This window comes from Pseudomonas carassii (genome assembly GCF_036324045.1).
Taxonomy (GTDB): domain Bacteria; phylum Pseudomonadota; class Gammaproteobacteria; order Pseudomonadales; family Pseudomonadaceae; genus Aquipseudomonas; species Aquipseudomonas peradeniyensis.
Map to the genome: position 1 here is coordinate 87884 of NZ_JAZDCT010000023.1, position 8663 is coordinate 96546.

The window sequence follows — 8663 nt, forward strand, 5'->3', positions numbered from 1 at the left end:
ATACCGAGAAACCCAAGAAGAGAAACCAGACCATGTTCACCCGCAAACCCCTGATCACTGCATCCCAGGCCCGTACCGCGCTGCTGCTGGCAGCCGGGTTCAGCACCGTCCTGTTGAGCGGTTGCGCCAGCTCGCCCGTGTCCAAGGTCGGCGCCACGACCAAGGTCGAGTACTACCCCAACTGCTACGAGCCGGTGCAGCACCTGCGCTCCACCGACGGTGACATGACCCGCTCGGTCGCCACCGGCGCGCTGCTCGGCGCGGTCGGCGGTGCCCTGACCGGCGCCCTGGTCGACAAGGAAAACCGCGGCCGCAATGCCGCCATCGGCGCCGCCGGTGGCGCCCTGGTCGGCGGCGCGGCCGGTTACTACACCGAGCGTCAGAAGCAGATCAGCGACGACAAGCAGCGCATCGCCTCGTACGCCACCGATATCGACAAGAGCGCCGCCGACCTGGACCGCACCACGGCCTACGCCAAGTCGTCGCAGTCCTGCTACCAGCGCGAGTTCGCCAGCCTGATCCAGAACCGCAAGTCTGGCCGCATCAACGACACCGAGGGGCGCAAGCGCCTGGCCGAGATCGTCGCCGGCCTGCAGGAGTCGAACAACCTGCTGAGCACCGTCAACGGCCGCCTGGGTGAGAACCTGAACAACTACACCCAGGCCTACGAGCAGGACCTCAAGCAGGTCGGCGTCGCGCGCACCGACGTGGTCGCCGTGGCCGAGCCGCCGAAAGTGGCGACCACCGGCAAGAAGAAAGAAGTGAAGAAGGTCCAGCCGGCCAAGAAGGTGACCAAGGACGTGCCGCAGGAAGCCGTGGCCACCGAGAAGACCCTGCAGAATGCCAACGGCAAGAAAGCCGAGGCCCAGCAGGTGGCCAAGGCCGGTACCGACCAGGTCAACGCCATGTGCCGCAACCCGGACATGGGTGACTGGGCGCCGGTGCCGTGCCCGAACGTGTGATCCGGTAAGGCCGCTCGCCGACCTGTAGGAGCGGGCTTGCCCCGCGATTGCGATGGTGAATGTACCGGCGCAATCGCGGGCAAGTCCGCTCTCACAAGGCGCGCGATACAGCCGCTATTTGTGTAAGGAAACCACCCCGTGACAGATCTTCTGGTCAACTCCCTGGCCAACAACTCCCAGTTCCTCGCACGCCAGCGCATCCAGGGGCGGATCAACCTGCCGCAGATGTTCGCGGCCATCGACGCTGATCCGCGTATCGTCGGTGCTGGTGTGGTGTACATCGACGCCGACTACAACGTCGTCACCCTGCGTGAGTTCCAGCCGATCTGCAGTATCCGTCCCAAGCGCGTGATCCTGCGCGAGATCAAGAAATACCAGACCCCTGACCAGTACACCCAGCAATTGCAGCACAATCCGCGCGAGTCGCGGGTGGTCAAGGAGGCGGTCAACACGACCCTCTCTTGTGCAGGCGCGGTGATCGGCTGGTTCGTGGTGTTCAGTGGCACCATTGCCGCGCCCTTTTCCGGTGGCACCAGCCTGGTGCTGACCTACATCGGTGGCGCCGCAGCCACCGCCAGCAGCATTCAGTGCGGTATCGGTGTGATGCGCACGGTACGCGAAGTGACTAATCCGGCGGCCAATGATGCCCTCGATGAAAGCGAGTGGTACCAGGCCGCCTCGAAGGTGCTTGATGGCGTCTCGCTGCTGGGTGTCGGCGCGTCTGGCCTGAGCACGTTGAAGTATCTGCAGGTGCACAAGGCCGCGACCGGGCGTAGCTGGCTGGAGTTGTCCAGGAGTCTCAGCCGTCAGCAGCGCAAGGCGCTGACCGACGAGCTGCTGTCTATCAGGCATCCGAGCCTGACGGCCAAGCAGATCAAGTTGCGGCAGGCGGCAGGGACCATGACCAAGCGCTACACCCCGACCGAGATCAGCCACGCCACGAAGACCCTGATGCGTGACTCGCTCGGCGCTACCTTCGGCCTGGCTGGCAGTGCCACGGTACAGAGCATCGCCGTGGGGCTTTACGAGGAGGTCGAGTAACGATGAAGCCTGCAGCTTTCCAGACCTTCATGCGCCGTTACTTTCCGACGTTCTTGCTGGGCTTTTTCATTTGCCTCATGTCGACGGCGTTGTCAGCGACCCTGTGGATTGACAGTCACTGGCGCAATCATCCGGACAATCCGTCGTTCACCATGATATCCAGCGCAGTGCTGGTCTTGCTGCTGTGCGCCGGGCATTTCGCGATGGTCCGGGGCTTCACTTGGGCCGTATGGGTGGTGCTCCCTGTACCGACTGTGGCTTTGCTGATGGCGTTGAGCTTGCTCGGTAGTGGTGTGAATGCTGTCTTGCTGGCAATCCTGCTGGCGCTGCCATTACTCGCGCTGCTGGTGTTCAACAGCCAGCGGCATCGGGAGATGCGGCAGCGGTTGGTGGAACTGCGCAGGGTGCGGCGCTAGCTATCGCGGGGCAAGCCCGCTCCCACGCGGATGATGCTTATAACATTGTTCCCTGCGCGACAGCGCAGCTTGAAGGGCTGGGTAATCTCCTACAAGGACGGTCCTGTACTGATCTGGTGGGAGCGGGCTGGCCCTGTGATCGGATTACAAGTTCGCCACCAGGGCTTCCAGTTGCTCCTGTCGCTCGGTTTGGCTGACTCGCGCCCCGGCATTGAGCGTGGACCACTGCGGATGCGCCCGGGCCTTGCGCAGCGCCTCGGGCAGCTTGCCCTCGCGCCAGCCGTTGTCGTCCGCAGGGGCCAGGCGAATGCTGTCCTGCGCCGCGTGCCCTCGTCCTTCCAGCGCTGTGATCAACTGCTGCTGCCGCAGTGCCAGCAGGCGCAGCACGGCATCGTCCACCGTCAATTCGCGCTGGCCCTTGAGCTTGCCCATCAGCCGCGAGCCGTAGTTGCGCGCGGTCTGCAAGGCGCCGCCGGCGATGGCGCCGGCGAGCGCGGCGGCGCCCAGGGTCAGGCCGCCCACCAGCAGGTCCACGCCCGCGCCCGCTGCGGCACCGGCCGCCACACCGCTGCCCAGGCGCACACCGAGCAGCTTCAGGGTTTCCGGGTTGAACAGGTCGTCGCCCCAGCGTCCGTCGAGCAGCGGCAGGTCACCGGCATTGGCATCCTCGCGGCGGAACGCATACAGCTTGAGCAGCGCCTCGACACAGCGTTGTTCGCGCTGGCGCACATCCTGGCGCAGGGCTTCGATGGCCCGTGCCTCGGCGGCAGGCTCTGCCTCGACGCTGCGTCGGCAGGCGGCGCAATCGAGCAGTAGCTCAGCGATCAGGCGTTTGCCGCTGTGGCGGCGGGCCAGGCGCTGGGCCTGCTGGTCGTCGATCAGCCGTTGCAGCGCCGGGCGGGCATCTTCCAGCAGCAGCGCCAGGCTTTCGTAGAGGCGGCGCTCGCCGTCCTCGGGTGGGGCCACGCTGTCGAAACGCACCAGCGCATGCAGGCCCAGGCGCGCCAGGGCCTCGCGCCATTGCGGCTCGCGGTGCTGGCTGCTGGCGACGAAGTTGAGCACCGGTAGCAGCGGCTTGCCGCAACCGGCCAGTACTTCCAGTTCGTCGCGGTACTTGGCCAGCACCGGTTCGCGGGCGTCGATCACGTACAGGCCGGCGTTGCTCGCCAGCAGCTGGCGCAGCACCTTGGCTTCCTGTTCGAAGCGCTGGCGCGCCTCGCTGCCCTGGAGGAAGCGTTCCAGGCGGGCGGGGCCGTCCAGGCGCTCGCCCGGACGCTCGAGGCGCTCCAGGTAGTCGAGCAGGGCGATGGCGTCTTCCAGGCCTGGGGTGTCGTACAGCTCCAGCAACGGCTCGCCGTCCACCGACAGGCGTGCGCCTTCCACATGGCGGGTGGTGCTGGGGCGGTGGGAGACCTCGCCGAAGCCGACGTCGCGGGTGAGGGTGCGCAGCAGCGAGGTCTTGCCGACGTTGGTGTGGCCGACCACGGCCAGTTTCAGCGGCTCAGTCATGGCCATGCTCCAGCCAGGTCACGGGCGAAGTGTCGGCGTGGGCCAGGCCCAGGCGGTCGAGGGCTTCGTGCCAGTCGCCCAGGCGTGCCGCGTCCAGGGCTTGGCCCGGTTGTGCCTGCAGCAGCCAGATCCGGGTGGCGCCGGCATTGCGCGCCAGCTCGGCGAGCAACGCCAGGCTGCCGCGGTCGGGCGAGCGGCGTGGGTCGCAGGCGATGGCCAGGCGCGCCGGGGGGAAGCGGCTCAGTTGCTCGAGCAGCTTGTTGCGCGACTCGCGGCTGTCGAGCACGCCGGCGTGGGTGACCGACCGGGGCAGGGCGGGTGGCCATGGGCGCTGGTCGTCCAGCTCCAGGCCGACCAGCAAGGCGCCGCTGCTGCCGCTCTCCAGTTGGCCGGCTTCGAAGCGCGGCAGGGTGTCGGGGGCGGGGTCCTGCACGCCGATGCGTTCGCTGCGCGGCATCAGCGCGTCGCGCAACTGGGCGTAGCCGGGCAGCTCGAGGTCCAGCGCCAGCCGCTCGCGGCCCTGGCGCCAGCGCCACAGGCACAGCGCGGCCAGCGCCAGGCGCGGCAGCAGGCCGTAGACCAGCACCACGCCGAGCAGCCAGCTGGCCCAGGCCTGGCGCGCCAGGTCGAGTGCCGGCAGGGTGTCGCCGCTGGCGCGGATCATCGCCTCATCCGGCACGGCGAAACCGAGTAGCGAGGGCAGGGCGCCAAGGGCCTGGGTCAGGGTGATGAAGGGTTCGGCGGCGAGCAGCGTGGTTTCCCAGACGAACCCGTAGCGCCGGGTCGCCAGCAGGGCCAGAAGCATTGCCAAGGCGGTGAGCATCGCCAGCAGCCACAGGCCATGCACCAGCAGGCCGAGCAACCAGCGATTCAGGCGCTGGCGCTGCAGCAGCACCAGCAGCGCCGGGGCCAGTTGCGCAGCCTTGGCGTCGCGGGCCAGGCGCTCGCTCAGCCACAGCCACAGGCGGCCCAGCGCCGCGCCTTGCTCGCTGGCGAAGAAGAAGCCCACGGCCCAGCCGAGCAGCAGCAGGAGGTTGAGCCCGAGCAGGCTGCCCAGGGCCCAGAACACGTTCACCGGCCGCTGCCCATCGCCCAAGGCCGCCAGCCCCAGGCCGGCGCCGCTGAGCACGGCCAGGAGCATCAGCGCCAGCAACGCCAGGCGCGCGCCCTGCTTCCAGTGGCGCAGCGCCGCGTCCATGCCGTCACGCTCGGCCAGCCACAGGGCGCGGGCCTCGATGCGCGTAGCGAGGTCGCCGCCTTGCTGGCGGGCGCGACGGTTGGCTTCCTGGTCCTCAAGGGGGCCGGCGTGTTCCTCGCGCAGGCGTATCGCTTCGGTTAGCCAGCGCTTGTCGAGTGGAGTGGGTGCCGTCACAAGCTCTTCCATTGCACAGGTCAGGGCGCAAGCATAACCCACGCGCCCGGTGCTATCCTCGCCGGCATGAACACATCACTCCCCCTCAGCCTGATCGCGGCGCTCGCCGAGAACCGTGTGATCGGCATCGACAACTCCATGCCCTGGCACCTGCCGGGGGATTTCAAGTACTTCAAGGCCACCACCCTGGGCAAGCCGATCATCATGGGCCGCAAGACCTGGGACTCTCTGGGCCGGCCGCTGCCGGGGCGGTTGAATATCGTCGTCAGCCGTCAGCCCGGCCTGCAGTTGGCCGGGGCCGAGGTGTTCGCTTCGCTGGAGGAGGCACTGGTGCGCGCCGAGCAGTGGGCGCGGGAGCAGGGCGTCGGCGAGCTGATGCTGATCGGTGGCGCGCAGCTGTATGGGCAGGCGCTGGAGAAGGGGCTGGTGAAGCGGATGTACCTGACCCGGGTGGAGCTGTCGCCACAGGGCGATGCCTGGTTCCCCGAGTTCGACAGCGAGCAGTGGCACCTGACTTCGAGTGAGCCGCAAGCGGCCGAGGGCGACGGACCGGCGTACCACTTCGAGGTGTGGGACAAGCACTGAAAGCCGATGAGTCCGGCACGACGCAAGCCCGCGCCTGTCGGGTTTTGTCATTTTGGTTATTAATAAATATCTTCTTATTCCTTTACCAATATATACCCCTCCCTATACTTGCACCCAAGCACGCAAACTTCCGGAGGCGTCCCCATGCGCAATGAGTCGATTCGTTACCTGATTGTGCCGGGCTGGCAAGGATCGCCAGACAACCATTGGCAGAGTCACTGGCAGCGCAGCCTGCCCAACAGCGCCCGGGTCGAGCAGCATGACTGGCTGACCCCGCAGCGGCGCGACTGGGTCCAGGCGCTTGAGCAGGCGATTGCCGCCGAACGCTCGCCGGTGATTCTCATCGCCCACAGCCTGGGCTGCATCACGGTCGCCCATTGGGCCGCCCAGGCCAGCGCGGATCTGCTGCACCGGGTGCGCGGCGCATTGCTGGTGGCGCCGGCGGATGTCGAGCGTCCGACCTGCGCGCCAGCCTTGCGCAATTTCGCGCCGATTCCACTGCAGGCTTTGCCGTTCCCCAGCCAGGTGGTCAGCTCCGACAACGACCCGGCGGTGAGCGTGCCGCGCGCGCTGTACCTGGCCCAGGCCTGGGGCGCCGAGGCCGGGCTGCTGGCCGACGCCGGGCATATCAACGTCAAGTCCGGCCATGAGCGTTGGGAACAGGGCTTCGCCTACCTCTACCGCCTGCAGGCCCGTGTCGATCAGCGCGCGCTGCGCCGCGCCTGATCCGCCGGATTCTTCGAACGAGTCGAATCCCCGGCCGCCTGCGGCTGGGGCGGGAGTATTCCATGACGTTTCACACTGCTTTCGGCCAGCCGTTGCTGACCTTCCCCGAACTGGACAAGAGCCCATTGAGCATCCGCGCCAAGGCGCTGGTGTTCGTCGATCCGCGTTCCCAGGCGCTGCGCCAGGCCCTGGAGCGATTGGCGCCACAACCCTTGCCCGTGTTGATCCGTGGCGAGACCGGCACCGGCAAGGAGTTGCTGGCCCGGCAGATCCATCGCGCCAGTGACCGCGGCGGGTTGTTCGTATCGGTCAATTGCGCGGCCATCAGCCCGACCTATGCCGATGCCGAGCTGTTCGGCTACAGCGCCGGCACCCAGGGCGGCACCGCCAGCAGTCGAGCCGGCTGGTTCGGCTCGGCCAACGGCGGCACGCTGTACCTGGATGAGATCGCCGACCTGCCCCTGGCGATCCAGGGCAAGTTGCTGGCGGCCCTGGAGAACCGCGAGGTGACCCGGGTCGGCGCCACTCAGCCACAGGCAGTCGATGTGCGACTGGTGGCCGCCTCCAGCATCGACCTGGCCCAGGCCGTGCGCGCCGGGCGCTTCAACGAACGGCTTTACCATTACCTGCATGAGGGTGAACTCGAGCTGCCGGCATTACGCGATCGGGTCGGCGATATCCTGCCGTTGGCCGAGTACTTCGTCGGTATCTATAGCGTGCGCCTGGATCGGCCGCTGCCCCTGATCAGCGAGGCGGCCCAGCAGGCGCTGGAGGCCCATGCCTGGCCGGGCAATACCCGTGAGCTGGAGAACGTCATCCACTTTGCCCTGCTGGTCAGCGACGGCGAGGAAATCCTCCCGGCGCACCTCGACCTTCCGGATACCACCCCCCTGGCCAGCCTGGCCCGTCAGCTCGCGCAACTGGGCGCCAGTCGGGAGTCGCAAACCCTGGCCGAACTGCGCGGGCTGCTGAACGCAGCCTTGGCGCAATTGGGCGAATCCGCGCCGTAGAGCAGTGCGTGGCCGCTCATAAGCAAAGGTCGTGATGGCGATTTGTTTTTGGAATAAGCAGCTAATCAAAAGATATTGTTACGGAATAAAAAATCTCGGTATTGTCCGTTTTACGCCCACCCGAACGGATGGGCACTCGACTCGCCATCTGCGATGGCCCAGCTTTAGAACAAGGATCACCATGAAAAAGACCCTGCTGACCACCGCCCTGGCCGCCGCCCTTTCGTTCGCTGGCCTGGCCAATGCCGCCGAGAAACTGGTGGTCGCCGCCACGCCCGTGCCGCATGCCGAAATCCTCGAACTGATCAAGCCGACCCTGGCCAAGGAAGGCGTGGACCTGCAGATCAAGGTCTTCACCGACTACGTCCAGCCCAACGTGCAGGTCGACCAGAAGCGCCTGGACGCCAACTACTTCCAGACTCTGCCGTACCTGAAGAACTTCAACGAAGGCAAGGGCACCCACCTGGAAACCGTGATCGGCGTGCACGTCGAGCCGTTCGGTGGTTACTCGAAGAAGGTCAAGAGCCTGGCCGAGCTGAAGGACGGCGCCACCGTTGCCATCCCTAACGAAGGCAGCAACAGCGGCCGCGCCCTGCTTCTGCTGCAGAAGGCTGGCCTGATCACCCTGAAGGATCCGAAGAACGCCCTGGCCACGCCGAAAGACATCGCCGAGAACCCGAAGAAGCTCAAGTTCCGCGAGCTGGAATCGGCCATGCTGCCGCGTGTGCTGGATCAGGTCGACCTGGACATGATCAACACCAACTACGCCCTGGAAGCCGGCCTGAACCCGGCCAAGGACGCCCTGGTGATCGAAGGCAGCGACTCGCCGTACGTTAACTTCCTGGTCGCCCGCCCGGACAACAAGGACAGCGAGGCCATCCAGAAGCTGGCCAAGGCGCTGACCAGCCCGGAAGTGAAGGCGTTCATCGAGAAGAAATACAGCGGCGCGGTACTGCCGGCGTTCTGATACGCGGCACGACTTCCGTCTGAACGAAAAAACCGACGCAAACTGCGTCGGTTTTTTAATGGCCGAAACCTGTAG

At 66.4% G+C, this 8663-nt stretch carries 9 protein-coding genes; 7 read left to right on the forward strand and 2 right to left on the reverse strand.

Annotation, left to right across the window (positions count from 1 at the left end; genetic code table 11):
• Positions 1 to 32: 32 nt before the first annotated feature.
• From tagQ to V0R62_RS17470, 3 genes are all read left to right on the forward strand, one after another.
• On the forward strand, positions 33 to 962 hold the full coding sequence (gene tagQ / locus V0R62_RS17460) for a type VI secretion system-associated lipoprotein TagQ (protein WP_330104618.1): 930 nt from the start codon (positions 33 to 35) through the stop codon (positions 960 to 962).
• 138 nt (positions 963 to 1100) lie between these two features.
• A complete protein-coding gene (locus V0R62_RS17465; RefSeq protein WP_110735424.1) occupies positions 1101 to 2003 on the forward strand; it encodes an NAD synthetase in 903 nt (300 codons plus the stop codon).
• A gap of 2 nt (positions 2004 to 2005) precedes the next feature.
• A complete protein-coding gene (locus V0R62_RS17470; protein WP_330104619.1) occupies positions 2006 to 2419 on the forward strand; it encodes a hypothetical protein in 414 nt (137 codons plus the stop codon).
• A 144-nt stretch (positions 2420 to 2563) separates the two neighbouring features.
• Here the strand turns inward: V0R62_RS17470 and V0R62_RS17475 are convergent, their stop codons facing one another.
• Together V0R62_RS17475 and V0R62_RS17480 are read right to left on the reverse strand one after the other, a co-directional pair.
• Entirely contained in the window at positions 2564 to 3928 is a 1365-nt protein-coding gene (locus V0R62_RS17475) for a GTPase/DUF3482 domain-containing protein (RefSeq protein WP_330104620.1), read from the reverse strand.
• Complete coding sequence (locus V0R62_RS17480) at positions 3921 to 5312, reverse strand: DUF2868 domain-containing protein (RefSeq protein WP_330104621.1); 1392 nt, start codon at positions 5310 to 5312, stop codon at positions 3921 to 3923. The genes V0R62_RS17475 and V0R62_RS17480 overlap by 8 nt, the downstream gene beginning before the upstream one ends.
• 54 nt (positions 5313 to 5366) lie before the next feature.
• On the opposite strand from V0R62_RS17480, the gene V0R62_RS17485 reads away from it, so the two are divergent.
• The 4 genes from V0R62_RS17485 (at position 5367) to V0R62_RS17500 (ending at position 8588) form a co-directional block, all read left to right on the forward strand.
• Positions 5367 to 5885 carry a dihydrofolate reductase gene (locus tag V0R62_RS17485; protein ID WP_330104622.1) on the forward strand — a complete coding sequence of 173 codons (519 nt, stop codon included), beginning with the start codon at positions 5367 to 5369 and terminating at the stop codon, positions 5883 to 5885.
• Positions 5886 to 6029: 144 nt separating this feature from the next.
• On the forward strand, positions 6030 to 6611 hold the full coding sequence (locus tag V0R62_RS17490) for an alpha/beta hydrolase (RefSeq protein ID WP_330104623.1): 582 nt from the start codon (positions 6030 to 6032) through the stop codon (positions 6609 to 6611).
• Positions 6612 to 6673: 62 nt separating this feature from the next.
• Complete coding sequence (locus tag V0R62_RS17495; RefSeq protein WP_330104624.1) at positions 6674 to 7621, forward strand: sigma 54-interacting transcriptional regulator; 948 nt, start codon at positions 6674 to 6676, stop codon at positions 7619 to 7621.
• A 181-nt stretch (positions 7622 to 7802) separates the two neighbouring features.
• Complete coding sequence (locus V0R62_RS17500) at positions 7803 to 8588, forward strand: MetQ/NlpA family ABC transporter substrate-binding protein (RefSeq protein WP_050707418.1); 786 nt, start codon at positions 7803 to 7805, stop codon at positions 8586 to 8588.
• Positions 8589 to 8663 lie beyond the last annotated feature (75 nt).

Bases quoted from the DNA above. Each gene is read 5' to 3' on its own strand.
- V0R62_RS17470 (WP_330104619.1), top strand. From the start codon at position 2,006: ATGAAGCCTGCAGCTTTCCAGACCTTCATGCGCCGTTACTTTCCGACG.
- V0R62_RS17485 (WP_330104622.1), top strand. From the start codon at position 5,367: ATGAACACATCACTCCCCCTCAGCCTGATCGCGGCGCTCGCCGAGAAC.
- V0R62_RS17495 (WP_330104624.1), top strand. From the start codon at position 6,674: ATGACGTTTCACACTGCTTTCGGCCAGCCGTTGCTGACCTTCCCCGAA.
- V0R62_RS17475 (WP_330104620.1), bottom strand. From the start codon at position 3,928: ATGACTGAGCCGCTGAAACTGGCCGTGGTCGGCCACACCAACGTCGGC.
- tagQ (WP_330104618.1), top strand. From the start codon at position 33: ATGTTCACCCGCAAACCCCTGATCACTGCATCCCAGGCCCGTACCGCG.
- V0R62_RS17480 (WP_330104621.1), bottom strand. From the start codon at position 5,312: ATGGAAGAGCTTGTGACGGCACCCACTCCACTCGACAAGCGCTGGCTA.
- V0R62_RS17490 (WP_330104623.1), top strand. From the start codon at position 6,030: ATGCGCAATGAGTCGATTCGTTACCTGATTGTGCCGGGCTGGCAAGGA.
- V0R62_RS17500 (WP_050707418.1), top strand. From the start codon at position 7,803: ATGAAAAAGACCCTGCTGACCACCGCCCTGGCCGCCGCCCTTTCGTTC.